Annotated in this window: 21 protein-coding genes; 8 read left to right on the top strand and 13 right to left on the bottom strand. The window is 69.9% G+C overall.

The features are described from left to right. Positions 1-237: 237 nt before the first annotated feature. The 7 genes from HC028_RS05725 to HC028_RS05755 all read right to left on the bottom strand — a co-directional run bounded on the left by HC028_RS05725 (position 238) and on the right by HC028_RS05755 (position 6,119). On the bottom strand, positions 238-885 hold the full coding sequence (locus tag HC028_RS05725; protein ID WP_373313859.1) for a regulatory protein RecX: 648 nt from the start codon (positions 883-885) through the stop codon (positions 238-240). A gap of 13 nt (positions 886-898) precedes the next feature. Continuing rightward, positions 899-1,948 (bottom strand): recombinase RecA, encoded by a 1,050-nt coding sequence (gene recA / locus HC028_RS05730; protein WP_168073668.1) that lies wholly within the window; start codon positions 1,946-1,948, stop codon positions 899-901. A gap of 329 nt (positions 1,949-2,277) precedes the next feature. Then, the gene (locus tag HC028_RS05735; RefSeq protein ID WP_168073670.1) at positions 2,278-2,478 is read right to left on the bottom strand and encodes a DUF3046 domain-containing protein; all 201 of its coding nucleotides are present in this window, start codon (positions 2,476-2,478) and stop codon (positions 2,278-2,280) included. A gap of 3 nt (positions 2,479-2,481) precedes the next feature. Next, a complete protein-coding gene (locus HC028_RS05740; RefSeq protein ID WP_373313860.1) occupies positions 2,482-3,729 on the bottom strand; it encodes an MFS transporter in 1,248 nt (415 codons plus the stop codon). Next, positions 3,726-4,868: an acyl-CoA dehydrogenase family protein gene (locus HC028_RS05745; protein ID WP_168073672.1), complete on the bottom strand. Its 1,143-nt coding sequence runs from the start codon at positions 4,866-4,868 to the stop codon at positions 3,726-3,728. Before HC028_RS05745 ends, HC028_RS05740 begins: the two co-directional genes overlap by 4 nt. Before the next feature lie 45 nt (positions 4,869-4,913). Then, positions 4,914-5,681 carry an SCO4651 family lipoprotein gene (locus tag HC028_RS05750; RefSeq protein WP_168073674.1) on the bottom strand — a complete coding sequence of 256 codons (768 nt, stop codon included), beginning with the start codon at positions 5,679-5,681 and terminating at the stop codon, positions 4,914-4,916. A 33-nt stretch (positions 5,682-5,714) separates the two neighbouring features. Continuing rightward, positions 5,715-6,119: a uracil-DNA glycosylase family protein gene (locus HC028_RS05755; protein ID WP_168073676.1), complete on the bottom strand. Its 405-nt coding sequence runs from the start codon at positions 6,117-6,119 to the stop codon at positions 5,715-5,717. Between the two features lie 29 nt (positions 6,120-6,148). Between HC028_RS05755 and HC028_RS05760 the strand changes: the two genes are divergently transcribed. The 4 genes from HC028_RS05760 (at position 6,149) to HC028_RS05775 (ending at position 11,718) form a co-directional block, all read left to right on the top strand. Then, positions 6,149-7,657 carry a tyrosine-type recombinase/integrase gene (locus HC028_RS05760; RefSeq protein ID WP_168073678.1) on the top strand — a complete coding sequence of 503 codons (1,509 nt, stop codon included), beginning with the start codon at positions 6,149-6,151 and terminating at the stop codon, positions 7,655-7,657. Beyond that, positions 7,654-9,429 carry a hypothetical protein gene (locus HC028_RS05765; protein WP_168073680.1) on the top strand — a complete coding sequence of 592 codons (1,776 nt, stop codon included), beginning with the start codon at positions 7,654-7,656 and terminating at the stop codon, positions 9,427-9,429. The genes HC028_RS05760 and HC028_RS05765 overlap by 4 nt, the downstream gene beginning before the upstream one ends. A gap of 269 nt (positions 9,430-9,698) precedes the next feature. Next, entirely contained in the window at positions 9,699-11,291 is a 1,593-nt protein-coding gene (locus HC028_RS05770) for a hypothetical protein (protein WP_168073682.1), read from the top strand. Continuing rightward, positions 11,281-11,718, top strand: coding sequence for a hypothetical protein (locus tag HC028_RS05775; RefSeq protein ID WP_168073684.1), 438 nt, complete (start codon positions 11,281-11,283; stop codon positions 11,716-11,718). The genes HC028_RS05770 and HC028_RS05775 overlap by 11 nt, the downstream gene beginning before the upstream one ends. A gap of 175 nt (positions 11,719-11,893) precedes the next feature. Here the strand turns inward: HC028_RS05775 and HC028_RS05780 are convergent, their stop codons facing one another. Then, on the bottom strand, positions 11,894-12,403 hold the full coding sequence (locus HC028_RS05780; RefSeq protein WP_168073686.1) for an HAD domain-containing protein: 510 nt from the start codon (positions 12,401-12,403) through the stop codon (positions 11,894-11,896). A gap of 207 nt (positions 12,404-12,610) precedes the next feature. On the opposite strand from HC028_RS05780, the gene HC028_RS05785 reads away from it, so the two are divergent. Continuing rightward, positions 12,611-13,294: a UdgX family uracil-DNA binding protein gene (locus HC028_RS05785; RefSeq protein ID WP_168073688.1), complete on the top strand. Its 684-nt coding sequence runs from the start codon at positions 12,611-12,613 to the stop codon at positions 13,292-13,294. Positions 13,295-13,477: 183 nt separating this feature from the next. Here HC028_RS05785 and HC028_RS05790 read toward each other — a convergent pair whose 3' ends face one another. Together HC028_RS05790 and HC028_RS05795 are read right to left on the bottom strand one after the other, a co-directional pair. Then, positions 13,478-13,780: a uracil-DNA glycosylase family protein gene (locus tag HC028_RS05790; protein ID WP_168073690.1), complete on the bottom strand. Its 303-nt coding sequence runs from the start codon at positions 13,778-13,780 to the stop codon at positions 13,478-13,480. Between the two features lie 30 nt (positions 13,781-13,810). After that, positions 13,811-15,130 (bottom strand): aminotransferase class I/II-fold pyridoxal phosphate-dependent enzyme, encoded by a 1,320-nt coding sequence (locus HC028_RS05795; RefSeq protein WP_168073692.1) that lies wholly within the window; start codon positions 15,128-15,130, stop codon positions 13,811-13,813. Positions 15,131-15,167: 37 nt separating this feature from the next. Between HC028_RS05795 and HC028_RS05800 the strand changes: the two genes are divergently transcribed. Continuing rightward, positions 15,168-16,400: a bifunctional pyridoxamine 5'-phosphate oxidase family protein/GNAT family N-acetyltransferase gene (locus tag HC028_RS05800; RefSeq protein ID WP_168073694.1), complete on the top strand. Its 1,233-nt coding sequence runs from the start codon at positions 15,168-15,170 to the stop codon at positions 16,398-16,400. A gap of 24 nt (positions 16,401-16,424) precedes the next feature. Here the strand turns inward: HC028_RS05800 and HC028_RS05805 are convergent, their stop codons facing one another. Then, positions 16,425-17,087, bottom strand: a complete 663-nt coding sequence (locus tag HC028_RS05805; protein ID WP_168073696.1) for a DUF4240 domain-containing protein — start codon at positions 17,085-17,087, stop codon at positions 16,425-16,427. Positions 17,088-17,302: 215 nt separating this feature from the next. Beyond that, a complete protein-coding gene (locus tag HC028_RS05810) occupies positions 17,303-18,076 on the bottom strand; it encodes a DUF4231 domain-containing protein (RefSeq protein WP_168073698.1) in 774 nt (257 codons plus the stop codon). Between the two features lie 134 nt (positions 18,077-18,210). Here HC028_RS05810 and HC028_RS05815 point away from each other — a divergent pair, with 134 nt between their 5' ends. Beyond that, positions 18,211-22,746: an ATP-dependent helicase gene (locus HC028_RS05815; RefSeq protein WP_168073700.1), complete on the top strand. Its 4,536-nt coding sequence runs from the start codon at positions 18,211-18,213 to the stop codon at positions 22,744-22,746. A gap of 25 nt (positions 22,747-22,771) precedes the next feature. After that, positions 22,772-23,692 carry an LLM class F420-dependent oxidoreductase gene (locus tag HC028_RS05820; protein ID WP_168073702.1) on the top strand — a complete coding sequence of 307 codons (921 nt, stop codon included), beginning with the start codon at positions 22,772-22,774 and terminating at the stop codon, positions 23,690-23,692. A 62-nt stretch (positions 23,693-23,754) separates the two neighbouring features. On the opposite strand, the gene HC028_RS05825 is transcribed toward HC028_RS05820, so the two are convergent. After that, positions 23,755-25,800: a transglycosylase domain-containing protein gene (locus HC028_RS05825; protein WP_168074201.1), complete on the bottom strand. Its 2,046-nt coding sequence runs from the start codon at positions 25,798-25,800 to the stop codon at positions 23,755-23,757. Positions 25,801-25,953: the final 153 nt, after the last annotated feature.

Consider the following 25,953-nt stretch of genomic DNA (forward strand, 5'->3'; position numbering starts at 1 on the left):
CTCCTCCAGTAAGGCGAAGGCTAGGTCGTAGAGGGCGCTTCGGTCAAGGAGTCATGATCAGACTCGGAGCGGGACGTACCGTGCACGTGACCGTCTGACGACCGAGTGTCCTGGTCGCGAGCGATTGAAGGTCGGCCGGCCGCCCAAAAATCAGTGCCTATCAGCGCATTTATAGCGGCCGATGCAACGGGCGCCGGGATCGGAGTGTGACGAGCCACTCGGCGGCCTCGGCAGCCCTCACTGCTCCGGCTCGGCTGCCTCGGCCAGCGCGTCGGGATCGATGCCGTCGGCGAACTCCGCACTCTCCGCCTCCGCGGCGAGCGCGTCCTTCACCACCCGGATCGCCAGCCCGGCCGGGTAACCCTTGCGCGCCAGCATGCCGACCAGCCGCCGGAACGCCGCATCCGGGGCGGCGTTTCGCTCGACCCGCATGCGCCGCGCCACCAGGGCCCGGGCAGTCTCCTCCTCCGTCTGGGGATCCAGCTCGTCAAGGGCTTCGTCGACCGCTTCCGCGTCGACCCCCTTACGGCGGAGTTCACCGGCGAGGGCCCGGCGGGCGAGCCCCTTGCCGTGGTGGCGACTGGTCACCCAGGCACGGGCAAAGGCCTCGTCGTTGATGATGCCGACCTCGTCATAGCGGTCGAGCACCTGGTCGACGACGTCCTCGGCGATGCCACGGCGGTGCAACGCCGTAGCCAACTCCGCCCGGGTACGTGGTCGGACAGCGAGTTGGCGCAGACAGATCTCCCGCGCCAACTCCGCCGGGTCTCGGGTGGGATCGGCGGCCGGAGCACCCCGGCCGCCGCGAGTAGACCTTGCGGTCGGGGAGTCCCCCTGAGACGGGTCAGTGGGACCCCCGCCGCGTCGGTAACGACGACCTGCCACGGTCAACCGATACTCAGAAGTCCACCGACGCCATGTCGATCGGGGCGCTGGCCGCGTCGCCCGAGCTCACCCCGACGCCGAGCTTCTCCAGGATCTTCTTTTCGATCTCGGCGGCGACGTCCGGGTTCTCCTTGAGGAAGTTGCGGGCGTTCTCCTTGCCCTGCCCCAGCTGGTCGCCCTCGTACGTGTACCACGCACCGGACTTGCGGATGATGTTCTGCTCGACCCCGACGTCGATGAGCGACCCCTCGCGGGAGATGCCCTTGCCGTACATGATGTCGAACTCGGCCTGCTTGAACGGCGAGGCCACCTTGTTCTTCACGACCTTGACGCGGGTGCGGTTACCCACGACGTCAGTGCCGTCCTTGAGGCTCTCGATACGCCGCACGTCCAGGCGCACCGAGGCGTAGAACTTCAGCGCCCGACCACCGGTGGTGGTCTCCGGGCTACCGAACATGACACCGATCTTCTCGCGGAGCTGGTTGATGAAGATCGCCGTGGTGCCGGAGTTGTTGAGAGCGCCGGTGATCTTCCGCAGCGCCTGGCTCATCAGCCGCGCCTGCAGGCCGACGTGGCTGTCGCCCATCTCGCCCTCGATCTCGGCGCGCGGCACCAGCGCGGCGACCGAGTCGATGACGATGATGTCCAGCGCGCCGGAGCGCACCAGCATGTCGGTGATCTCGAGAGCCTGCTCACCGGTGTCGGGCTGGGAGACCAGCATCGCGTCGGTGTCGACACCGAGCGCCTTGGCGTAGTCGGGGTCGAGCGCGTGCTCGGCGTCGATGAACGCCGCGATGCCGCCCTCGCGCTGCGCGCTGGCGATGGCGTGCAGTGCGACGGTGGTCTTACCGCTGGACTCCGGGCCGTAGATCTCAATGACGCGGCCCCTCGGCAGGCCGCCGATGCCCAGCGCCACGTCGAGCGCGATCGAGCCGGTGGGGATCACCTGCATCTGGGTGACCGGCCGCTCGCCCAGCCGCATGACCGAGCCCTTACCGAATTGCTTGTCGATCTGCGCCAGGGCAAGGCCCAGCGCCTTCTCGCGGTCTGGCATGCCTGCCATGTTTGTCACCCCTATGTTGGCCGTCTTCGCGGATGTGGTCGGTCGCTTCGTCACTCCGAACACGCTAGGCCCTGGGTCTGACAAAAACGCGCCGGCAGGCCGTAGCTGTGGATAGAGCGTCCGCTGTACCGCTGTGGACAATACCCGTACAAGTGTTCGAGACAAGGGGCGACACCCCACCGGCCCCGCTCAGGAGGGTGGATATTTTTTGACTTACGGCACAAACAGGAGAAATCGGGACGGAACACAGGTGCCGCGCCCGGCGGGAGGGAGCAGTGCGGGGCGACGCACATCACGATCCGGTGCCCACGTACGCGCCCCCACCACGATCAGCGGAGCTTCGGCGGCACCCGGTCGGGATAGGCGGCCACCACGGCCCGCCAGACCCTGACGGTCTGCTCACCGGCGGCCAGCGCCTGCTCGATCGTGCGGCCATTCAACTGCGAAAGGACTTGATCGTGGGCGACACTCCTCGCGTACCCAGGCCCGAAAACTTGGTCGAGCCGATCCCAGAAGTCCGTCAGCCGCACCCTCTAGCTCCCTTCCGACATCACCAAGGCCGGCGCCGGCCGGCTTGCCAGGGCGACCAGCGGCACCGTAGCGATCGCCGCCAGCAGAGCCAGGGTCGGGTATCCCCACCACTGCACGACCAGCCCGGAAAGCGCACCGGCCGCCGCCCCGCACAAGCCCATGATGAGGTCGGACAGGCCCTGCACCGCTGGTCGGACCACCGTACCCACCGACTCGGAAAGTAACGTCGATCCGGCGACCATGGTGCCCGACCAGCCCAGCCCCAACAGCGCCAGCCCCACCGAGAGCCGCACCGTGTGGTGCCCGGCGGTCCCCGCCACCGCGCACGCCAGGAGCAGGGTGGCCACGCCGCCGAGGATCACCGGACGCCGCCCCAGCCGATCGGTCAGCCAACCGACGAGCGGTGACAGCGCGTACATGCCGGCGATGTGCAGACTCAGCACGCCCCCGACCACCCGCAGCACGTCACCGTGCAGGTACTCGCCGATGTGCACCGGAGTCATCGACATGACGCCGACCATGACGAGGTGCCCGACGGCCACCGCCGAGATACCCAACCGTGCCGCCGGGTCCGCGCGGACCGCACGCACCGCTTCCCGCAGGCCGGCCGAGGGTACGACCTCAGCCCGCTCCCCCACCCCACGCGCGACGAGCAGCGGGTCGGGCCTGAGCGCGACGGTGATCGCGAGCGCGACGACGCCGAACGCGACGGCGCTGACCAGGAACGGGCCGGCGTACTCGGGCAGACCGATGCGGTGGGCGTACCGGTCGGCGAGCGGGGCAAGGTTGGGGCCGGCCACCGAGCCGGCGGTGGTGGCCCATACGACCAGCGACAACTGCCGACCGCGACGCGCGGTCTCGGCGAGGTCGACGGCGGCGTAGCGGGCCTGGAGGTTGGCGGCGGTACCACCGCCGAACAGGGCCATCCCGGCGAACAGCAGCGCCACCGAACCGGCCATCGCGGCGGCCACCACGACGAGCGCCCCGCACACGCCACAGGCGTACGCGAAGATCAGGCCCGGCCGGCGGCCCCGTAGACGGATCAGCCAGGTGGCCGGGATCGCGAGGAGCGCGCCACCGACGACGGAGGCGCTGGAGGCGAGGCCGGACACCCAGGTGCCGGCCATCCGAGCGGCGAGCAGCGCCCCGACGGCGATCCCGATCGCCACCCCGATGCCACCGACCATCTGGGTCACGAACAGCAGGGAAACCGTGCGCCGCTGTACCGCGGGAATGTCCACTGTGCTCACAGGCCCAGCGACCGTCCGATGATCTCCTTCATGATCTCGGTGGTGCCGCCGTAGATCGTCTGGACCCGACTGTCCAACCACGCCTTGGCGATCGGGTACTCGCGCATGTAGCCGTACCCACCGTGAAGTTGCACACAGCGATCGGCGACCTTGTTCTGCAGCTCGGTCGTCCACCACTTGCCCTTGGCCGCGTCGACCGCGGTGAGCCGGCCGGCGTTGAACTCGGCGACGCAGTGGTTGAGGAACGTACGCGCGATCGTCACCTCGGTGTCCAACTCGGCCAGCAGGAACCGGTTGTGCTGGAAGGTGCCAACCGGCTGGCCGAACGCCTGCCGCTCGGTCACGTAGGCCAGGGTCAGCGCGAGCATCCGCTCCGCCGCGGCCACCGCGGAGACCGCGATGCTGAGGCGCTCCCGGGGCAGGTTGCCCATGAGGTGGTAGAAGCCCTTGTTCTCGCCGCCGATGAGGTTGTCGGCCGGCACCCGGCAGTCATCGAAGAACAGTTCGGCGGTGTCGTTGCCCTTCAGGCCCACCTTGTCCAACCGCCGACCACGCGTGAATCCTGGCGCGCCCCGCTCCACAGCGATCAGGCTCACGCCGTGCGCGCCCCGCGCCGGATCGGTCTTCGCGACGACGATGACGAGGTCGGCGTGCTCGCCGTTGGTGATGAACGTCTTCTGACCGTTGATGACGTACTCGTCCCCGTCACGCACCGCCGTGGTGCGCACGCCCGCGAGGTCGGAGCCGGCGCCCGGCTCGGTCATCGCGATCGCCGTGATCAGCTCACCGGAGCAGAAGCCGGGCAGCCAGCGCTTGCGCTGCTCCGGTGTGGTCAGCTCGGTCAGGTAGGGCGCGACGACGTCGTTGTGGAGCCCGAACCCGAGGCCGGTGAGGCCGGCGCCGACCATCTCCTCGTCCAGCACCGCGTTGTACCGGAAGTCGCGCTGGCCACCCCCGCCGTACTCCGGGTCGACGTCCATGCCGAGCAGCCCGGCCGCCCCGGCCTTGCGCCAGACCTCGCGGTCGACGATGCCGGCCCGCTCCCACTCGTCGTGGTACGGCGCGGCCTCACGGGCCAGGAACTGCCGGCACAACTGCCGGAACTCGTCGTGGTCGGCTTCGTACAGGTGCTGGTCCAAGCGTTCGCTCCGGTGGGGACGGTGCCGGCGGGGGTTTCGCGAGGGTCAGGCGCCGAGGGTGCCGTACAGGCGGTCGGGCGCCTCGACGACCTCGGACGGTGCCGGCCTGGTCGCCGTCACCCTGGTGCCAAAGTCGGAGAACGTCGTGTGCGCGGTGACCTCACTGCCGTTGATCTTCATGGTCATATCCATGGTGGACAACCGGCCCTCGTTGTCCAGGGTTACGTCGAAGGGAACCGCCTTCGCCGAATCACCCATCAGTGACAGTCGCTTGGCGTTGGCCGCCGTGGCAGGAGCCTTCGTCAGGTCGAGGGTCCCCTTGTAGTGCCGGTCACCGACCTTCTGCACCGACGTGGCCGTCTTGAGCGTGTGGTAACCGCCGGTCGGGTCAGTCGGATCCTGCACGCCCAACTTGTCGGGCGAGACCTTCGACGGGTCGAGATGCACCCACTTGTCGCCACCGCCGAGAGCATCGGCGCCCGGCATGCCGGGCGGGAACTTCAGGTACATCTGCCCGTCGACCATCAGGAGCCTCATCGACGCCGCCATCTCCACCGTGGCCGTCTTGGTCACCGGGTCGGCGGCGCCGTCGACGGTGACGCCGGCGGTCGTCGCCGAGAACTTGAAGCTGGTGGTCCGCAGCTTCTCGGCCGCCGCGACCACCTCATCCGCGGCGCGCGTCGCCTTCGCCGTGGCCGAAGCGCCGGCCGAGCCCGATGCCGTTGGGCTCGCCGTGTCGTTGGCCTTGCAGCCGGCGGCCAGCAGAGCGCATCCGGCGAGTGCGAGCGCCGCGATCCACGTCCGGTTCCTCATCGACCCTCCCCGAATCGTGTAGGAACCGGCATGCTATCGCCCGGATGCCAACTGCTCGGTAACAACCCGCAGGTCATCCACGAGGCCCCGGTAGGCCGCTTCGCGGTCGTCCGCGCGCAGCACCGCCGACGGGTGGATGGTCGCCAGCACGAACGCGTCGTCGTGCGCCTCGCCGGTGAAGTCCTCCGGGCGGTACGCGGACTCAGGCCACGGCAGCGGGATCCCGCGCTGCTTGGTCACCCGGAAGGACGGGCCGAGCAGCGCCTTCGCCGCCACCGCGCCGAGGGCGACCACGGCGTGCGGATGCAGCACTTCGAACTCAGCCACCAGCCAGGGCCGGCACGCGACGATCTCGGTCCGGTTGGGACTCTCATGGATGCGGCGCTTGCCCGGCGCCGCCGGCTTGTGTTTGAAGTGCTTGACCGCTTCTCTGGACACTGTTGATGTTGCCGGTTAGCCTGGCAGCGATGATCAACGATCTCGCCAGCAACGGGTGGACCCTCCACTGGGCCAACCCCTCGACCCTCGGAGCGGACTTGCCCGAGTGGCGCGCTGGCGATCGGAAACGAGCAACAGACGGTCTGATGCTCGGCGAGAAGCGATTCCCTGTATTCATCGGCCCTGACGGGTGGCCGGACCGGGACCTTCTTAGATTTGCGACACGCGGGTGGTTGAGACCAAAAAGCCTGACCACCAAACGGAGTTACGCCATCGATATTCGGGTTTGGCTCCAATATCTCCATGTCGCCTGCAATGGAAAGCATTGGCTAGACGCCGATGTCGAGGACACGTTGGATTTCCATTACTGGCGTACGCGAGAGGCCGCCAATCGGGGACGGGTGTTCGGCGACGACGCTGCGCGTGGTCTGTCGGCGCTTGTCCTTCTCTATGGCTGGGCCATGGCTGAGGGTCTGATCGACGCTAGCCCGATCCGCCAGCGCCGCAGCCCCTCAGGGAAGCGCCTGACGACGGTCCAGCAGCCGCGCAACGCCGGCCATCACGACGTGAAGTGGTTGACACGGCGAGCGTTCGATCGATGGAAGCGGGTGGGGTTCGAGGGCTACGACGCCGCCGGGATGCCTCGATCGGCCAACCGGGTGCGAACCCAGAGCCGGAATGTCGCCTTCGCCAATCTGCTCTACGCGACAGGGCTTCGCCGCGCAGAAGGCGGTGCCCTGCTGGATGTCGAGATACCGGTGCCGACGGGAGAGGAACGGCTGCTGTCCGGCGACGTCGCCTCCGGCATCGCAAAGTACCGGAAACGCCGCAAGTTTTACCTAGAGCGGACGCATCTACGCACCGTGGAGGACTACATCCGGTTCGAGCGCGCCGGTGCCGTCCACGTCGCGAACGAGCGTGGCCTCTACGAGCGGCTGCCTGGACGGCTCGTTGTCACCGGCATCGTCGGCAGCGGCAAGGACCGGGTGGTCACATACCAGGACGAGCAAGGCAGGGTGACTCGACAGCGCCTGGACCTGCTGGATGCCGGCATCCGAGCCCGACTCCTGCGCAAGACCCCGCAGGGCTGGCAACCACTCTGGCTCTGGTTGACCGAGACCGGCCTTCCGTTCGAGGTCGATTCCTGGAACAAGACGTTCGAGCAGGCGTCGAGGCGGTGCCAGGTCGCAGGAGTCGACCTTGACGTGACGCCCCACATGCTGCGTCACTCGTATGCGCTGCACATGCTGGTGCAAGCCCAGCGGGCTTTCCTTCTCCGTACCGGGCTGACGGCGGACGAACGCACCCGGTACCAACGGCTGTTCGGCAACGTCTGGGAACTGGTCCGTGACCTGCTCGGGCACGCGTCCGTCGAGACCACCCGGAAGTATTACTTGGAGCCGGTCCGTGGCCTGCAATTGGACCTGCTGCTCACGGCCGCCGCCGACAGTCCGGTGACTGAGGTAGACGCAGTGATCGCGCGCATCGGCTCGGAATCTGGTCTGGTCCAGGACGTCCCCGAGGAGCCGACGTCATGACGGCGCGCGGAGTTCGGGCCACGCTGCCTGCCACGACCTACCACCGGCCCAGCCCACTCTCCCCCGAGTGGGTCGTGTCAGCCCTGGCCGAGGACGGAAGCAGCAACGGGCAGTACGACTTCGCGCGGCTACCCGGAAGTAACGCCTTGTGGGGGCCGTTGGCGGTTTCCTTCGCGCACCGCGTGGACGTCGGCGGCCCGTGGCGCAGGCGTTCGACGGTCGAGGGAGCCTGGGACGGACTATCGCACTTCCTGCGATGGCTGACCGGCGCGCATCCGGCCGTGACAACGCTCGCGTCGCTGACCGTAGCCCATTGGCGCGAGTACGTACTCGCGCAGCCCACGTCGGTGACGGCGTCCCGAGTGACGCGCGTCAAGGCGCTCCTGCTTGAATCCGGGGCGCTTCAGCCGGAGGTCGCTCGTGCCGTCGAAGGTCGCTCGAAGCGGTATCAAGCCAAGGTTCAGCCGTCGCTGACGAGCGAGCAGGCGCGGCTGCTGCAACGCGAGGCGCTACGCACCGTCGTGACAATGGCTCGCCGAGTCCGCCAGGGCTGGACGCTGCTGAACAAGCATCGGGCCTGTGCCCTCGATCCGGACAGCGCCGATGGCCAGTGGGGCGCACTGCTGCACCATGTCTACGAACATCACGACGTTCCCCGTTACACGAAAGGGCGCGCTGTCGCGAGCGAGGTCAGCGGCTTGACTGGTCACCGACGGTCGCTGGCTGTGTTCACCCGGCTCTACATGACCGCCGAGGAGGCCGCCGCAGCCTGCGCGGTCCTCGCGCTCGCCGAGGGGTTCAACCCTGACATCATCCGCAACCTCTCGGTCAACGACATCAGTCGGGTGGACGCCCAGGACGGCACCGAACCCACCGTATTCCGGGTGAAGATCGACAAGCCGCGACGACAAGCGCTGCGGTTCGGCTCGGCGAATCTCGTGGAGACCAGTCGGCACACGCCAGCGCACGTGCTGCGCCTCGTGCTGGAATCGACAGCGCCGGCGCGTGCCCAACTCGCCGAACTCGGCGTCGAGGCCGACGCGTTGTTCCTCCATCTGCGTGGCGGCATGCAGGGCCGGGGATCGGCCTCCCTTCCGCCGCTGACGTCCACCTATGGCCAGAGCCAGCCCTCGTGGAGCCGCGCCTGGCGGTCCTGGCTGTCGTCACTGCCCGGCGATATCCCGCACGTCACACTGCAAGGTCTCCGCCGGTTCGCCGTCACCACCGGACGAGCGCAAGGGCACACCGAGGCGACGAACGCCAACATCTACCGACTTAACGATGCCGGTGTCCGCGCCGCACAGAAGCCGCTCATCGCCGAAGGCATTCAGCACGCGTTCGACGCTGCCCAGGCCGTCGTCCTCGCCACACCCGCTACCGCTGATAACAGCATCGACGCCACCCTTGCCGCGTCCATCGATGCCGGGGACCTGGACACCCCTACTGCGACCTGCACTAACTACGAGCACAGTCCGTTCGATAACGACCGGGTTTGCACCGCGTCGTTCTTACTCTGCCTCGCCTGCCGCAATGCAGTCGTGGTTCCCCGCCTACTGCCCCGCCTTTGCTACCTGCTGGAACGGCTGGACGCGCTACGCGGCAACGTCAGTGAAGACCTCTGGCGTCGGTACTACGCACCGCACTGGCAGCGTCTGACACATCTGCTGGACAGCCACTTCGCCTCAGCGGAACGCGCGGCAGCCCGCGACTCACTGACGACTACGGACCAAGACATGATCGACGCTCTGCTGCGCCGGCGGTTCGACGCATGACCACGACCGCTGGCCGCACCGCAGCAACGCAGCCGTCCACCCTCGGACTGCCGCACGACCATCCCGCCTTCCCGCACGACCACCTCGCCCCCGCTGTCCACGAGCACGGGATCACCCCGCCCCGCTACGGCGACGACGTCTGGCCGCTGCACCTGCTCCACCACGCGGGAACCGCCCGCAGTCTCAACATCGCCTGGAACGACTTCCCCGCGCCGTTCCGCGAGACGATGCGCATGGCCTGCTGGCACATGCTCAATCTCCCGGCCACCATGACCGGCGACGGGCGGCTCGGAACCGTGGACAACCCCAGTCCAGCCACTGCGCATCTGACCGTTGGACACTGGCGCGCCTTCATCCGGTGGCTGCACGCCAACCACCCGAACGTCTCCGATCTGTCGCACGTGATCCGGTCACACTTCGAGGCATGGGCAACCCTCGGGGAAACGGCGGCCACCAGCGAACCCGGTCGGCGCAACCGCCTCGTCGCGCTCTCCCGCCTCTGGGCATACAGCCAGGCCCTGCCTCCACGGCACCGCCTCGCAGAGCCGCCCTGGACACGCCGACGCATGCGCCCCTACCTCGGTGAGGTCCCGGCCCGCAGCGACAACAGCACCGAACCCATCCCCACCGCGACGATGGGGCCACTGCTCACCGCAGCGATGTTCTACGTCGATCGTCATCTCGCCCGCGCCACCAGCAGTCCGGCACTCAAGCAGGCGGACAGGATGGCGCTCAGTGGTGCTGGCCTCGTGGTCATCGCTTACCTCACCGGCATGCGCCCACACGAGGTCATGGCGCTCCGTCGCGGCTGCTCCACGATCGTGGAGGACCCTGACGGCACCCGTCGCTATGAGGTGCACGGCGAGGTCAGCAAGGGTGTCCGCGACGAAACCGGCCGGCACATCACCGCCGGAATCCCACGCGAGCAGCCATGGGTGACGATCGAGCCGGCCTACCGCGCCATCCAGGCGCTGGAACGCCTCGCCGAGGAAGCCGGGCAGGACGTCCTCTTCGGTCACCTCCGCAGCGGCCGAACCGGCACCCGGATCGGCAACATCATCACGGTTGACGGCGGCAACGAGCGCATCTCGGCCTTCATCCAGCACGCCAACGAGCACAGCGCCATCAACGGCTACCCGCCGATCCCGGACGGCCCCGACGATAAACCGACCCTGAGCCGTTTCCGCCGAACCCTGGCCTGGCACATCGTTCGGCAACCCGGCGGTGAGATCGCGCTCGGGGTCCAATACGGCCACATGCGCATCGTGACCGGCCAGGGCTACGCGGGCCGCTCCGAAGCAGGGATGCTCGATGTGATCGACCTTGAGGAGGTCGCCCTGGCACTCGACACTATCGACGCCATCGCCGAACGGCTTAGCGCCGGCGAAGTGATCTCCGGGCCAGCGGCTGACACCGTGAAGGCTCGCGTCGAGCGGGTTCGTCACGAGTTTGCCGGCGTCAAGCGGACTGACAGGGAACTCGCACGACTACGCGGCCTATCGCACCTGCAAGTCTTCGACGTCCCGCACACGCTGGTCGTCTGCGCGTTCCAGCCGTCGACAGCAGCCTGCCTCGACAGCGAGGAGGCTGCCGAGCGGAGGCGGACCCCAGCCGCAGACCGCTGCGTGACCGGGTGCGCGAACGCTGCCCGCACGAACGGACACATCGCGGCCCTACGGCAGCGCGTCCACGAAGCCGAGGCTGACCGCGATGTCTCGCCAGCACCCCTCGCGCGCCGTCTCGACCGTCAGATCCAGGCATGGCGCGACGCCATCACCACCCACGAGCAGGCCGCTGCGGCTGTCACCCAGCGACAACCGACCACAGGCCAAGGACCCGTTGGAGCCCGCAATGACTCCTGAACCCGATGCCGTCTCACGGCAGGAACGTGTCGCCATCCAGGAGGCGATGGACCGACTGCTGCGTGGCGAGCCCCGCCAGTCGGACGGGGCGCTCACGGTGATGTCGCTGGTTCGCGAATCCGGCCTGAAACGTCATCACCTGACACACAAGCACACCGATCTCCAAGCGGAATTCCGGCGGCGCGTCGCGGAATTGAACGCCGAGCCGGTGAAGGTGACCGAACTACGCGAAGAACTCGCCGCGCTACAAGCAAAGTATGCCGAGCGCGGCGAGCAACTACGCAATGCCGAGGGCCAGGTCCGCCAATATGCCGAAAACCTCGCGGTCGCGGTTCTTCAGATTGATCGACTGGAACGACAAGTCGAGGACCTCGTTAAGGAATTGAGCGAGGCGGGAGAGGGAAGACCTCACCTGCGCCCTGTCTGAAGATCAACCCCGCCCATCCATGTTCTCTATTCGGCTGAATATCCGGATCGCCCGATCACCCTGTTGGACACGAGTACCGGAGCCGCCCGGCGGAACTAAGAACGTGTTTGAGAAGCCGCTCTGATCGTCGTGTCGGCGCTGTCGCGGGAGCGGTTGGCACCCGTGGCTGGCTCGGTTACAGGTGTGCCAGCCAGTCGGCGATGACGGCGAAGTCGGTGTCAGTGAGGCCACGGCGCGGATCCACCCGGTGGAGGAGGGCGTGGCCGTGATGGTGTGCCGATACCCAAGCGCGGTCTACATCAGTGATCTCGTCATCGACCCAGACGAACGAGCATCCGGCCGCCCAGTCGACCAGGGTCCGAGTCTTCCAGTGCAACGGGCCGTCCTCGTCGGAGTCCGGCCAGTCCACCACCGGCAATGGGGGCAGGCCGAGCGCCGGGGCAATCACGTCGTTAGCGTCAGCCATCCATGTCGTCGCCCACACCAGATCACATGGCAGCGCCGACAACCGTGATCCGTGCCGGGGGTCGAGCCTGCTCAGTAGGGGGTTTGCGCCTGCCTGGGGAAGGAGCGGTCGCATCTGGTTCGCTGCGTGCCCTACGGAGTGCGACTGTGGTGCACCGAACGGGATGAGTGGTCCATCAACGTCGAGGAACAGCAACGGACGATGGCCTGGGGCAGACATGGCCGCAGGATAGCGGTGGTCTGTTGGTGCGGACACGGCCGCCCGGCCACCCGGCAACCCCGCTGGCACTGGCCCGACACCACGACTTACACCCTTCTCAAACACGCTCTAAGGGGGTGTTCCGCCGTTACGCTCGTGCCGCATGCCCTGCTTGATACGCGGGTATGAACGCGGCATCCGAGCCCACGACGTTGCGGGAGGCTCTCGATGCCCGACCGGGGCGACTATCCGGGTGCCGAGGCGTTCGTGCCGCCTGACGCCACCAGTCGGGAGGATCTCGCCGAAGCCGCACGCGGCTGTCACGGCTGCGACCTCTACGAGCAAGCGACACAGACGGTGTTCGGGCGTGGTCCCACACCCGCGCGGATCATGCTCGTCGGCGAACAGCCTGGCGACGTGGAGGACAAGCGGGGTGAGCCATTCGTTGGGCCGGCTGGACGCCTGCTGGACCGCGCGCTTGCTGAGGCAGGGATCGATCCCGCCTCGGCATATCGGACGAACGCAGTCAAGCATTTCCGTTGGAAGCCGGCCCCTCGCGGCGGCACCCGCCGTATCGGCGTCACGCCTGATGTCCGGCACATAAACGCCTGCCGACCCTGGCTGATCGCCGAACTGAAGGTCGTCAAACCGGATGTGATCGTGACCTTGGGAGCGATAGCCGGACGATCGCTCCTCGGACCGTCATTCCGCGCAACGAAGGCCCGTGGAACCCTCATCGAGTACCGGCCGCCTGACATACCGGGCATGACCGCACTTCTGGTGCCGACCATCCACCCGTCGGCAGTGCTTCGCAGTCCCGATCGAGACGCCGCCTACGCCGGCTTCGTGGATGACCTCCGTGTAGCGGCGCGTGTGCTTGCCTCACCCGACGCCGCTAAACCATCCCCGTAAGCCCGCTCAGCGCCCTGCGTGAGTCCGGATTCCTGGCGGTCAACCACGGGCAACACGCCTACTTTTCAGAGAAGCCGTGAAGACCCCCAAGCACCATCTGGGATGTGCGTAACCTTCCGCCCCCACCCGTCGCCAGCAAGATCGTTGACCATCGCCGCCAGGCTAACCGGCAACATCAACGAACTATCCGGAGAAGACCGCGTTGGTGACGTACGTCCGCGCGCGGTCGAGCCCGGCCTCCGCGATCGCCCGATCGAGGAGCTTTCCGGCCGGGCCGACGAACGGCCGGCCCTCCCGGTCCTCCATGTCACCGGGCTGCTCGCCGACCATCGCCACCTCGGCGTCGGGCGGCCCCTCCCCGAAGACGGTCTGGGTCGCGTCCTTGTACAGGTCGCAGCCCCGGCACTGCTGCGCGGCCGCCCGGAGCGCGTCGAGGTCCCTGGTGGGCGGCACGAACGGCACGGCGGTCGGGACGGTGTCGCTCATGCGTCGACTTCTACCCCTGGGGTACGACAGCTATGCGGATCGCGTAGCCGGACCTGGGCGGACAGCCCGCAGGACGGCGTCGGCGAGCGGCTCGATCCGTGCCGGGTCGAGCGGGCTGACGGTGATCCGCAGCCCCGGCGGCGCGGCGATGCGGTACAGCGCGCCGGGTGCGACGGCGTACCCGTCGTCGCGCAGCCGGGCCACCGCACCGGTCTCGTCGGCGACCGGTACCCAGACGTTGATGCCGGTCCGGCCGTGTGCGGACAGTCCACGTGACCGCAGCGCGGCCAGCAGGGCCTCCCGCCGCGCGGCGTAGCTCTCGGCCGCGGCGCGCACCAGTGGCGGCACGGACGGATCCCGCCAGAGGTCCAGGACCAGTCGTTGCAGCACGGTCGACACCCAACCGGCGCCGAGGCGCAGGCGCCCGTCCACGCGCGCGATGGTCGTCTCGTCGCCGGCGATAACGGCCAGCCGCAGGTCAGGCCCGTACGGCTTGGACACCGAGCGGACGAAGGCCCACGAGCCGGTCGCCCCGGCGAGGGGGTGCAGCGGCACCGGAGACAGTTCGGCGGCGTGGTCGTCCTCCACGACCAGGACGTCGCGGTGGCGGCGCAGCAGCGCCCGAAGCTCAGCCGCCCGGCCACGGCTCACGGCCGCGCCGGTGGGGTTCTGCGCGCGGGCGGTGACGATGACAGCGCGGACGCCACCGGCCAGGGCCGCCGCGAGGCCGGCCTCGGTCGGGCCGTCGTCGTCGACGGGCACCGGTACCGGAGTGAGCCCGAGCGCGGCGATGAGGTCGAGCAGGTTGGCCCAGCCGGGGTCCTCGACCGCGACCCGGTCGCCCGGGCGCAGATGGGCCGCCAGCGCGCGCTCGATGCCGTCGAGGGCGCCGGACGTGATGGTCAGCGCCGGCGCCTTGACCGGCGCGAGCCGCTCCCGGGCCAGGTCGAGCAGTTCCGGCAGCGGGCCGGCGGACGCGTACCCGACCGGGTCGCCATCGATCCGGCGCAGGGCGCCGCGCAGGGAGGGCAGCAGGCGCGGATCGGGCTCACCTTTGGACAGATCGATCGCGCCGGGCGGGACGGGCAACCGCCGGGCCTGCCGGGGCTGCAGCGCCGGCCGGGCGCGGACCCTGGTCCCGGCCCGGCCGGCGGTCTCGATCACCCCGCGTTCCCGCAGCGTCCGGTACGCCGCCGCGACGGTTGCCGGACTTACCCCCAGCGTCGCGGCGAGGCCACGCACCGGAGGCAGCGCGGCGCCGGCGACGAGACCACCGTCACGCACGCCGGCTTCGACACTCCCCGAAATCTCCGCCGCCGTCGATCCAGTGATCTGATAATGTACTGACACAGATCGAAGATTGTACTAGAACATTGGAGGGCGCGCAATGTACGCGACCACCCCTCGGACGACCGCGCTTCGCTATCGTGACCGGTTGAGCTACGACGCCGATGTCGTGCACGCGATCCTCGACGAGGCGTACCTGTGCCACCTGGGTTTCGTCGTCGACGGCGAACCGCGGGTACTGCCCACCCTCCACGTACGCGTCGACGACACGCTCTACGTGCACGGCTCGACCGGGAGCCGGCCGCTGCTGGCCGCACGCGGCCCGTCCGGCCTGCCGGTGTCCGTCGCGGTGACCCTGCTCGACGGCCTGGTCCTGGCTCGCTCCCAGTTCGACCACTCGGCCAACTACCGGTCGGTGGTGGCCCATGGCGTTGCCCGGCTGGTCGAGGACGAGAACGAGAAGCGGCGGATCCTCAACACCCTCATGGATAAGCTCGGCGCCGGCCGGGCCGCCGACAGCCGGCCACCGACGGACCGGGAACTGACCCAGACGGCGGTGCTGGCGCTGCCCCTGCGTGAGGTCTCGGCGAAGGTACGGGCCGGCGGGGTGAAGGACGATCCGGCCGACTACGCGCTGCCGCACTGGGCCGGCGTCGTACCGCTGCGGCTCGTACCCGGCTCTCCGCAGCCTGACGCGGGCGTGACCGTACCGGTCCCGGCCTACCTGCGGCCGGCCCGGTCGCCCTGGCTGGACCAGGCCACGATGCGGGGCAACCACGTCACCCTCGAACCGCTCGATCTGTCCCACGTGGACGAGCTGTTCGCGGCCACCGCCGACGACGAGGTGTGGAGCTGGCTGTCGAACCGCCGCCCGGCCGACCGGGACGAGATGGCGGCGATCGTCGCGGGCGCGCTGGACGCGTGGCACGCGGGCGCCCGGGTGCCGTGGGTCCAGCGGGACTCGACGACCGGCGAGGTCATCGGCACGACGTCCTTCTACAGCATCGACCCCGATCGCCGGGCGGTCGCGATCGGATACACGTTCATCGGCCGGCCCTGGTGGCGTACCGGTGTCAACACCGAGTCCAAACTGCTGCTGCTGAGCCGGGCGTTCGACACGCTCGGCGCGGAGCGGGTCGAGTGGCACACCGACATCCGCAACGAGCGGTCCCAGCGGGCGATCGAGCGCCTGGGCGCGAGCCGGGAGGGAATCCTGCGTCGCCACCGCCAGCACCCCGACGGCACGTGGCGCGACACCGTCCTGTACTCGATGACCGTCGACGAGTGGCCGGCTACCCGGCAGCGACTGTCGGAGCGGCTCGAACGCGCCTGACCGGCGTCGTTCCGGTGGGGCAGGCTACCGCCCGCCGGCCAACTGGGTGAAGAAGAAGCCCTCGTCCGGCCCCTGCCCCAACGTCTCCGCCCCGAGGCCCGACACCCTGGGGCGGTCACTGCGCGGGAACAGCCGGGCGAGGCGGGGGAACCGGCGCGCCACCTCGTCGGCGTCGTCGAAGTCCCAGCGCTCGCCGGTCGGCTCCGGGGACAGCGCAGTGTCGTGCCCCCGCGCCTCCAGCGCCTCGTCGAAGCCGTCCTCCTCGCCGGTCACCTGCGCATACGCCGGGCCTGCGACGTAGTCCAGCGACTCCCACTCCGGCCATTCGTCGTCGGACCAGCTGTCCACCGGGCGACCGGCGAGGCGGCGAACCTGCGGCAGATCGGCGAGGGCGTCCGGGTCGACAATCACCCGTTCGAACGCGTCGCGTCCCAACCCAACCAACCAGGCCTGGAAATACCAGAAGCTATCGTCTGAACACAATCCGTTACAGATCTGGTACGCGGCGCCCCACATCTGCCAGCTGTCGGCCCACCGGTGAAGCCGGTCGAGCCAGACTTGGAAATCCACCATTTCGCCTGGTGGAAGCTGGCTGAGCTGCGCCGCCAGCCACTCCAGCCGCTCATCAGGGTCGGCGGTATGGCGCCAGGAGCCCTCGATGAGGTGCCAGAACGAGTCCATCTCCATGGCAGGGACCCTGACATACGACTGCGACGGGCCCGACAGCGGCTGCCTTGGTGATCGCCTGGCGGTCCGCTTCGGTGATCGCATCGACGCTGGCGTAAGTGCTCGCCGACCTGCTGGCGCCAGTGCTCGCCGACCCGCTGGCGCCAGTGCTCGCCGACCCACTGGCGCCAGCGTTCGCCGACCCGCTGGCGTCAGTGCTCGCCGACCCGCTGGCGTTAGTGCTCGCCGACCCGGTTTCCGCCGCGCGGTCGGGCCGGGACGGCCTCGGGGCCGTCCTCCGAGTGCCGGTGCGGACCGGGCAGCATCACGGCGGCAGCGGCGTCCCGCCGGGCCACCGCACCCTCGGTCCGATGCAGCCGCGACTCGAACTCGGTCATCCGGGTGTCGAACTCGGTCAGCCACGCCTCGGTCTCGGTACGGATCGTGTCATTGACGTTCCAGGCGAAGGCCCGGACAAAGTCGATCATTCGGACGGCGTCGTTACGGTCCGGCTCGCGCGAGGACAGGATGACCATCTCCCTGGCCCACTCGGCCTGGTACTCGATCAACTGGCTGCGCAGCGAGGCCGCCGTGGCGGTGTAGCGATGCCAGGACGACGTGAACCCGAAGAACCGGTCGTACACGGCGCAGCCGGCCGCGAGCGCGAGCAGCAGGAAGCCCCAGTTCCCGGCGGCGGGGCGACCGGCGCTCAGTGCCACGACGGGAACGATGGCGCCGGTGATCGTCAGGGCAAGAGCAAGGGCGCGGAGGGTACGCGACCAGTGCGACTTGCGCCGCTTCTCGGTCACGTACCACCCGATCGCCTCGACCGCGAGGCGCTCAGCCCACGCGTACAGCTCGTCGAGGCTCTGCCGGATGCCGGTACGGGACCAGGTCAACGGCGGGAATTCGGTGAGATCAAGATCGCTGTTGCCGCGGCGCGGCTTCCAGGACCCGTTTCGCGGTTCGCTGACACGGGGCTGGCCAGGCTGGGTAGACAGGTCGGTCACGCAGCCCTCTTTAACCACGCTGAACCGACTTAACCCTTTCCGACCGAGGCGTGTTTTCGGGCTGTGCCGTTCCGGTACGCCCGCGACCACACCGGCGACGCGAATCGTCGTACCCGCGAGGCACCATTGGCGCCATGACCGTGCTGGAAAGGTTCGGGCCGGCGACCCGGGCCTGGTTCGAAAGCGCCTTCGCCGCGCCCACGCCTGCCCAGGCCGGCGCGTGGGAGGCGATCTCGGCCGGCCAGCACGCTCTCGTCGTCGCACCGACCGGCTCCGGCAAGACCCTCGCCGCGTTCCTGTGGTCGCTCGACCGGCTGGCCCAGGCCCCGCCGGCAGAGCCGGCCCGCCGGTGCCGGGTGCTCTACGTCAGCCCCCTCAAGGCGCTCGCGGTCGACGTGGAGCGCAACCTGCGGGCGCCGCTGGCCGGCATCCGCCAGGCCGCCTCCCGGCTCGGGCTCGAGCCCCCGGATCTCACGGTCGGCATGCGCACCGGGGACACCCCGGCCGACGAGCGGCGGGCGTTCACCCGCCGGCCCCCGGACATCCTGATCACCACCCCCGAATCGCTGTTCCTGCTGCTCACCTCGGCTGCAAGAGAGGCGCTGCGCGGGATCGAGACGGTGATCGTCGACGAGGTCCACGCGGTGTGCTCGACCAAGCGGGGAGCCCACGTGGCACTGTCGCTGGAGCGGCTCGACGCGCTGCTGGACCGGCCGGCGCAGCGGATCGGGCTGTCGGCCACGGTCCGCCCGATCTCCGAGACCGCCCAGTTCCTCGGCGGCGCGGCCCCGGTGCAGGTCGTCCAGCCCCGCACGGCCAAGACGATCGAGGTGAGCGTCCAGGTCCCGGTGGCGGACATGACCCGGCTCGACGAGGTGGTCGGCGACGACCTCGACCCGGACGGGCCGCGCCGGGCCTCCATCTGGCCGGCCGTGGAGGAGCGCGTGTTCGACCTGATCCGGTCGCACCGCTCCACGATCGTGTTCACCAACTCCCGCCGGGGCGCCGAACGGCTCTGCGCCCGCCTCAACGAACTCGCCGCGCAGCAGGCCGGCGAGGCGCCCGTACCACTTCCGGCCGGAGCTCAGCCGGCGGGCCGGATGCCGGCCGAGGTCATGGCGCAGTCCGGCCTCGCCACCGGCGCGCCGCCGGTCGTCGCGCGGGCCCATCACGGCAGCGTCTCGCGCGAGGAGCGGCGCCAGATCGAAGAGGCGCTCAAGTCCGGGCAGCTCCCCGCCGTCGTGGCCACGTCCAGCCTGGAGCTGGGCATCGACATGGGCTCGGTCGACCTGGTGGTGCAGATCGAGTCGCCGCCGAGCGTCGCCGCCGGCCTGCAGCGCATCGGCCGGGCCGGCCACCAGGTGGGCGCGGTGTCGCGAGGCGTGGTCTTCCCCAAGCACCGCGGCGACCTCGTGTCCTGCGCGGTGGTCAGCGAGCGGATGACCGGCGGCGCCATCGAGGAGCTGCGCTACCCGCGCAACCCCCTCGATGTGCTCGCCCAGCAGATCGTCGCGATGGTGGCGATGGATCCATGGACGGTTCCGGAGCTGGCCGCGGTGGTGCGCCGGGCCGCCCCGTTCACCGAGCTGCCGGAGTCGGCGTTCACCGGCGTGCTCGACATGCTGTCCGGGCGATACCCGTCGACCGCCTTCGCCGAGCTGCGCCCCCGCCTGGTCTGGGACCGCGCCGCCGACCTGCTGACCGGCCGTCCGGGAGCGCAGCGGCTGGCGGTGACCAGCGGCGGCACGATCCCCGACCGGGGGATGTTCGGGGTTTTCCTCGCCGGCGCCGAGTCAGGCAAACGGGTCGGTGAGCTCGACGAGGAGATGGTGTACGAGTCGCGCGTCGGCGACGTCTTCCTGCTCGGCTCGACGTCCTGGCGCATCGAGGACATCACCCCCGACCGGGTGCTCGTCTCTCCCGCGCCCGGCGCCGCGGCGCGGATGCCGTTCTGGAAGGGCGACTCGCCGGGCCGCCCGATCGAGCTGGGCCGGGCGATCGGCGCCCGGCTGCGCGAGCTGATCCGGCTCGGCCACGACGCGGCAGGCCACCGCCTGCGCGAGGGTGGCCTCGACGATTGGGCCGCCGACAACCTGCTGGCCTACCTGAGCGAGCAGCGGGAGGCCACCCGGCACGTGCCCGACGACCGCACCGTGATCGTCGAGCGGTTCCGTGACGAGCTGGGCGACTGGCGGCTGGCCGTGCACTGCGTCCTCGGCGCCCGGGTCAACGCGCCCTGGGCCCTGGCGATCGGGCGGCGGCTCGCGGAGCGCTACGGCGTCGACGGGCAGGTGCTGCCCAGCGACGACGGCATCGTGGTGCGCCTACCCGATGTGGTCGACGAACCGCCCGGCGCGGACCTGGTGGCGTTCGACCCCGACGAGATCGCCCAGATCGTCGAGGAGACCGTCGGCACCTCCGCGATGTTCGCCGCCCGGTTCCGCGAGTGCGCGGCCCGCGCGCTGCTGCTGCCCCGCCGCGACCCGCGCCGCCGCCAGCCGCTGTGGCAGCAGCGCCAGCGCTCGGCCCAACTGCTCGACGTCGCCCGCGAGTACGCCGACTTCCCGATCACCCTCGAAGCGGCGCGGGAGTGCCTGCAGGACGTGTTCGACGTGCCGGGCCTGGTCGAGGTGATGCGGCAGTTCGCCGCCCGCAAGGTCCGCATGGTCGAGGTGGAGACGCCCCGGCCGTCGCCGTTCGCCCGGTCCCTCCTGTTCGGGTACGTCGGTGCGTTCCTCTACGAGGGCGACGCGCCCCTCGCCGAGCGGCGGGCGGCGGCGCTCGCGCTGGACACCACGCTCCTGGGTGAGCTGCTCGGCCGGGTCGAACTGCGCGACCTGCTCGACCCGGCCGTGGTCACCGAGACCGAGCGCCGGCTGCAGTGGCTCGCGGCCGAACGCGTGCCGCGCGACGCCGAGGACGCCGCCGAGATGCTGCGCCTCCTGGGCGACCTTTCCCCGGCGGAGGCGGCCGAACGCGGGGCGCAGCTCGAGTGGCTGCGCGAACTGGAGACGGCGCGGCGGGCGATCCGGGTACGCATCGCCGGCGAGGAGCGCTGGCTCGCCGTCGAGGACGCCGGACGGGTACGCGACGCGCTCGGCGTCGCGCTGCCGGTCGGGCTTCCGCTGGCGTACCTCGAGCCCGTGGCCGACCCGCTCGGTGACCTCGTCGCACGGTACGCGCGCACCCACGGCCCCTTCACCGCGGTGGCCTGCGCCGAGCGATTTGGGCTCGGCGTGTTCGTGGTGGAGCAGGCGCTCAAGCGGCTGTCGGCCGCAGGAAGGATGGTGGCCGGCGAGTTCTCCCCGGCCGGGGCCGGTTCGGAGTGGTGCGACGCGGAGGTGCTGCGCCTGCTGCGCCGGCGCTCCCTGGCGGCGCTGCGCCGCGAGATCGAGCCGGTGCCGCCGCGCACGCTGGCCCGTTTCCTGCCGGCCTGGCAGCACGTCGGCGGGAACGCGCGCGGCATCGACGCGGTGGCCGCCGCGATCGAGCAGCTACAGGGCGTCGCGGTGCCGGCCTCGGCGCTGGAGCGGCTCGTCCTGCCGGCGCGGGTCCGCGACTACTCCCCCGCGTACCTCGACGAGCTGTGCGCCGCCGGTGAAGTCGTGTGGGCCGGCGCCGGTTCGATCCCGGGCGGCGACGGCTGGGTCAGCCTCGCGTTCGCCGACGCCGCGCCGCTGGTGCTCGCACCGCCAGACCCGCAAGGCCCCACGTCACCCGTACACGAGACGGTGCTGGACGCGCTCGACGGCGGCCAGGCCCTCTTCTTCCGGTCCCTCGCCGACCGCATCGGCGGGGTCAGCGACGACGACCTGCTCACCGCCGTGTGGGACCTGGTCTGGGCCGGCCACCTCGCCAACGACACCCTCGCGCCGCTGCGGGCGCGGTTGAGCAGCGGCGGAGCGCACCGGTCCCGGCCGACCGCGCCGCGCTCGCGGTACCGCCGGCCCGGCCGCCCCTCGATGTCCTCCCTGTCCGCCCTGCGGTCCGGCCCGCCCACCGCGGCTGGGCGCTGGTACCGGCTGCCCGAGCGGGACACCGACCCCACCCGCCGCGCCGCGACGCTCGCGGATGCCCTCCTGGAGCGACACGGCGTGGTGACCCGCGGCGCGGTGACCGGCGAAGGCGTGCCCGGCGGGTTTGCCGGGGTCTACCCGGTGCTCTCCGCCCTGGAGGAGCGGGGCGCCGCCCGGCGCGGCTACTTCGTCGAAGGGCTCGGGGCGGCGCAGTTCGCCCTGCCCGGAGCGGTCGACCGGCTGCGCGCCCGCGACCACGACGCAGGCGCCCTGGTACTGGCCGCCACCGACCCGGCCAACCCGTACGGAGCGGCGCTGCCGTGGCCGGAGCGGGTCGTCGACGCGGGCGACGGCGAGAGCGCGGGCCACCGCCCGGGGCGCAAGGCTGGTGCGCTGACCGTCCTCGTCGACGGGGAACTGGCGCTGTACGTGGAGCGCGGCGGGCGTACCCTGCTGTCCTTTGTCGACGACACGGACGCGCTGGCCGCCGCCGCGAAGGCGCTCGCGGAGGCGGTCCACGCAGGTGCGCTCGGCGCGATGTCGGTGGAGCGGGCCGACGGCGAGGGGATCCTCTCCTCCCCGCTCGGCGATGCGCTGGCGGCAGCCGGATTCCGGGCCACCCCGCGCGGCCTGCGCCTGCGCTCGTCCCCCTAATCATGAAAGGTGGCAAGGTGAAGGCATGCGACTCGTTATCTTCACCGAGCCCCAGCAGGGCGCCTCGTACGACGATCAACTCCGGATCGCGCGGCACGCCGAGGAGTTGGGGTTCGACGGGTTCTTCCGCTCCGACCACTACCTCGTCATGGGCGAGGGCGACGGGCTCCCCGGCCCCACCGACTCCTGGGTGACGCTCGGCGCCCTCGCCGTGCAGACGTCCCGGATCAAGTTGGGCACGCTGGTGACGTCGGCGACGTTCCGCTACCCCGGCCCCCTGGCGATCAGCGTCGCGCAGGTCGACCAGATGAGCGGCGGCCGGGTCGAACTGGGGCTGGGCGCCGGCTGGTACGAACCCGAGCACAAGGCGTACGGCATCCCGTTCCCGCCGGTCAAGGAGCGCTTCGACCGGCTGGAGGAGCAACTCGCCATCGTCACCGGGCTCTGGACGACCCCGGTCGGCGAACGCTTCAACTTCGACGGCACCCACTACCGCATCGAGGACTCGCCCGCGCTGCCGAAGCCGGTGCAGGACCCGGGGCCGCCCGTCATCATCGGAGGCAAAGGCGCCAAGCGGACGCCGATGCTGGCGGCCCGGTACGCCCACGAGTTCAATGTGCCGTTCGCCCCAGTGGACGAAACCGCGCAGATGTACGAGCGGGTCACGGAAGCGTGCAAGCGGGAGGGTCGCGACCAGCTTCCGGTCTTCTCAGCCGCCCAGACGATCGCCTGCGGGCGCACCGAGGCGGAGGCGCGCAAGCGGGCCGAGGTGATCGGCCGGATCCCGCCGGAGTACCCGTTCTACGGCACCCCGGCGCAGGTGGTCGACCAGATCGGGCAGTACGCGGAAGCGGGGGCGACCCGGCTGTTCCTGCAGATCCTCGACATGACCGACCTGGATCACCTCGACGTCATCGCCTCGGAGATCGCGCCGCAGCTGCCCTGAACAGGTCGTGGACACGTGGACCGGCCATGGCCGGTCCACGTGTCCACGGTCGCAGGAAAAGATTAAGTAATACCCATCGCTATCGCCTGGCTCGGTGGGTTGAAGTTCACGACCGGCAGCCCGCCCATCGCGTCAACCATGGTCTTCGCCACCGCCTGGTCCACTGACGAGGACACGCCGCCGCCCACCGCGTCCTGTGGGTTGTCGGGGTTGACCGCGGTGGCTGCGGCGGCGACCTGCGGAGTGAAGCCGGCGAAGCTCTCGGTGCTCTCGCCGTCGGAGGTACCGGTCTTGCCCGCGACGGGCCGGCCGACGATGCCGGAGATCGCGTCGTCGGTGCCGCCGTTGCACTTGCCGTAGAACGCCTGCTGGCCGATCGGGCACCGGGCCGCGTCCGTCGCCGCGCGGGCGACGTCCTCGCTCACCACCCGCTTGCACGACGGGTCACCCGCAGGCAGCTTCCGACCGTCCGGCGTGGTGATCGACAGGACCGGAAGCGGCGGGCAGTACATCCCCTCGGCCGCGACCGTCGCGTACGCGTTGGCCAGGTCCAGCGGGGTGGTCTGGGAGACGCCGAGGGTGAACGGTCCCCAGTCCTCGGGATGCTCGTCGGCGATCCGCGCGTCCGCCTCGGAGCGGAACTGGATGCCGACCTTCTTCGCCATCGCGACCGCCTTGTCGGCACCGATCTTCTCCTCCAGCCACACCCAGTAGGTGTTGACCGAGCGCCCGAACCCGTCCCACATCGTGCGCAGGCCGTTCATCCACCCGGGGTTCGCGTTGGGCGGGCAGTAGTGGCCGCCGCAACTGGCGGCACCGCTGATCCAGTGGGTCACGAGCGGAGACGGCGCGACGAACGAGGTGGACAGCGGAAGCCCGCTGTCGAGCGCCGCGAGCATGGTGAACATCTTGAACGTCGATCCCGCCTGGTAGCCGGCCAGGTTGTCGTCACCGGCGACGAACTGGTTGACGGTGTTCGGGTACGGGGCGTTGTCGGGGTTCGGCTTGAGGCTGTAGTAGCGGTTGACGGCCATGGCGAGCACCCGCCCGGTGCCGGGCTGGACCACGGCCAGCGGCAGGGCGCGGGCGTTGCCGTACGGGTAGACGGCCAGCGACTCGCGCAGCGCGGAGGCCTGCACGTCGGGGTCCAACGACGAGACGATGCGGTACCCGCCCCGCTTGAGGCTGTAGTCCCGCAGCGCTGTCGAGGCGCCGAAGGCCGGCTGCGACCGCCACCACTGGTGGAAGTAGTCGCAGAAGAAGCCCCAGTCGATGTGCTCGGGCGCGACCGCGACGCACTTGTTCGGCGGCTGCGTGCCCTGGCGGACGTTGAGCGGCTGGGACTTCGCCTGCCTGGCCTGCGCGGCGGTGATGACCTTCATCTTCGCCATCGCGTCCAGCACATACGAGCGGCGCTCCATCGTGATTTTCTGGTCGCCGTCGATCGGGTTGTCGACCTCTGGCGACTGCACGAGGCCCGCGATCATCGCCGCCTCGGCGAAGGTCAACTTCTTGGCCGGCTTGGAGAAGTACGTCCACGCGGCCGCCTCGATGCCGTACGCACCGGCGCCGAAGTACGCGATGTTCAGGTACCGCCGGAGGATCTCGTGCTTGGAAAGCTTCCGCTCCAGCGCGAGCGCGTACCGCATCTCCTGTACTTTCCGCTCGGTGGTCTCCACGGTGGCCAGCCGCCGCTCCTCGTCGGTCAGGCCGGGATCGGTCTTGAGGACGTTCCGGACGTACTGCATCGTCAGGGTGGACGCGCCCTGCGTCACCTGGCCGCTGCCCCGGTTGGCCACCAGGGCGCGCACGACGCCCTTCAGGTCGACGCCGCCGTGCTGGTAGAAGCGGCTGTCCTCGGACGCGACGATCGCCTTCTGCATGATCGGCGCGATCTCCGGCAGCTTGACGTCGGTCCGGTACTCCTCGTAGAACGCCGTGATCAGCGTCTTGCCGTCCTTCGCGTACAGGTACGACGTCTGTGCCGGCGGCGGGGTCCGCAGGTTCTGCGGCATCTTCTCGTACGAGTCGATCGCCGTCTTGGCCACGAGTCCGACGCCCAGCGCAGGGGGTATGACGGCACACGCCAAGATCGCCCCGAACAGCATGGCTTGCACGATCGCCGTCGCAATTTTGAAGACCCAGTACCCGATCACGAGCCGGCGCTACCGCCAGCCGGGAACCAATCGCGGGATAGTTCAAAACTGTCGGCAACCTCCCGGAGGATTCCAAGCGTCTTCCCAGATTGGCAACGGACGCGG

It is taken from the genome of Planosporangium flavigriseum (assembly GCF_011947225.1).
GTDB lineage: Bacteria > Actinomycetota > Actinomycetes > Mycobacteriales > Micromonosporaceae > Planosporangium > Planosporangium flavigriseum.

Excerpts from the sequence above, each read along its gene's own strand:
- HC028_RS05785 (WP_168073688.1), top strand. The coding sequence starts at position 12,611 with ATGCCCGACCGGGGCGACTATCCGGGTGCCGAGGCGTTCGTGCCGCCT.
- HC028_RS05820 (WP_168073702.1), top strand. The coding sequence starts at position 22,772 with ATGCGACTCGTTATCTTCACCGAGCCCCAGCAGGGCGCCTCGTACGAC.
- HC028_RS05750 (WP_168073674.1), bottom strand. The coding sequence starts at position 5,681 with ATGAGGAACCGGACGTGGATCGCGGCGCTCGCACTCGCCGGATGCGCT.
- HC028_RS05780 (WP_168073686.1), bottom strand. The coding sequence starts at position 12,403 with ATGTCTGCCCCAGGCCATCGTCCGTTGCTGTTCCTCGACGTTGATGGA.
- HC028_RS05775 (WP_168073684.1), top strand. The coding sequence starts at position 11,281 with ATGACTCCTGAACCCGATGCCGTCTCACGGCAGGAACGTGTCGCCATC.
- HC028_RS05815 (WP_168073700.1), top strand. The coding sequence starts at position 18,211 with ATGACCGTGCTGGAAAGGTTCGGGCCGGCGACCCGGGCCTGGTTCGAA.
- HC028_RS05790 (WP_168073690.1), bottom strand. The coding sequence starts at position 13,780 with ATGAGCGACACCGTCCCGACCGCCGTGCCGTTCGTGCCGCCCACCAGG.
- HC028_RS05770 (WP_168073682.1), top strand. The coding sequence starts at position 9,699 with ATGACCGGCGACGGGCGGCTCGGAACCGTGGACAACCCCAGTCCAGCC.
- recA (WP_168073668.1), bottom strand. The coding sequence starts at position 1,948 with ATGGCAGGCATGCCAGACCGCGAGAAGGCGCTGGGCCTTGCCCTGGCG.
- HC028_RS05760 (WP_168073678.1), top strand. The coding sequence starts at position 6,149 with ATGATCAACGATCTCGCCAGCAACGGGTGGACCCTCCACTGGGCCAAC.
- HC028_RS05805 (WP_168073696.1), bottom strand. The coding sequence starts at position 17,087 with ATGGAGATGGACTCGTTCTGGCACCTCATCGAGGGCTCCTGGCGCCAT.
- HC028_RS05800 (WP_168073694.1), top strand. The coding sequence starts at position 15,168 with ATGTACGCGACCACCCCTCGGACGACCGCGCTTCGCTATCGTGACCGG.
- HC028_RS05765 (WP_168073680.1), top strand. The coding sequence starts at position 7,654 with ATGACGGCGCGCGGAGTTCGGGCCACGCTGCCTGCCACGACCTACCAC.
- HC028_RS05825 (WP_168074201.1), bottom strand. The coding sequence starts at position 25,800 with ATGCTGTTCGGGGCGATCTTGGCGTGTGCCGTCATACCCCCTGCGCTG.